The 1,048-nt window shown below is 61.6% G+C and carries 1 protein-coding gene; it reads left to right on the top strand.

Annotated features, from left to right (window positions below; translation table 11 throughout):
• On the top strand, positions 1-1,048 hold a 1,048-nt coding region (locus AC097P_RS24970; protein WP_479613102.1), incomplete at both ends, for an anthranilate synthase component I family protein.

Genomic DNA, 1,048 nt, shown 5'->3' with positions numbered 1-1,048 from the left:
GGCGCTTCTGCGGTGGCCTAGCCGGTTATTTTGGCTACGACGCAGTCCGTTACATCGAGAAAAAGCTGCAGGACACTTGCCCGCCCGACGAGCTGGGTTGCCCCGACATTCTGCTGTTGCAGTGTGAAGAGCTGGCTGTTATCGACAACCTGTCGGGCAAGCTGCACCTGATCGTGTACGCCGACCCCGGCCAGCCAGACGCCTATGCAGGTGCGGGCCAGCGCCTGAGCGCGTTGAAAGACCGCCTGGCCCAGGCTGTCAGCATTCCACCGGTCAAACCCACGCAAAGCCACCCGGCCCAACGCGACTTTGCCAAGGCCGACTACATCGCCGCCGTGGAACGCGCCAAGGAGCTGATTGCTGGCGGTGATTTCATGCAGGTGCAGGTGGGCCAGCGCATCAAGAAGCGTTACACCGAGTCGCCGCTCTCCTTGTACCGCGCACTGCGTTCGTTGAACCCCAGCCCCTATATGTATTACTACCACTTTGGGGATTTCCATGTGGTGGGGGCTTCACCAGAAATTCTGGTGCGGCAAGAACTCGCTTCGGCTGGTGATGCAGTGTCTACAAAAATAACGATTCGCCCATTGGCGGGGACGCGGCCAAGAGGGGCCACCCCCGAGCTGGACAAGGCCGCCGAAGAAGAGTTGGTCGGCGATCCCAAAGAGCGCGCCGAACATGTGATGCTGATCGACCTGGCGCGCAACGACATTGGCCGTATTGCCCAGGCCGGCAGCGTCAAGGTCTCGGACGCCTTCTGTGTGGAGCGTTACAGCCACGTCATGCACATCGTGAGCAATGTCGAAGGCACGCTGTTGCCCGGCATGACAAGCATGGACGTGCTCAAAGCCACGTTCCCTGCCGGCACGCTGACCGGCGCACCCAAGGTGCATGCGATGGAGCTGATCGACCAGCTGGAGCCCACCAAGCGCGGCCTGTACGGCGGCGCCTGCGGTTACCTGAGCTACGCCGGGGACATGGATGTGGCCATTGCCATTCGCACCGGCATCATCAAAAACCAGACCTTGTACGTGCAGGCCGCCGCCGG

The organism is Rhodoferax sp. ZS1R8, assembly GCF_056521325.1.
This window is presented reverse-complemented; position numbering and strand designations above follow the sequence as displayed.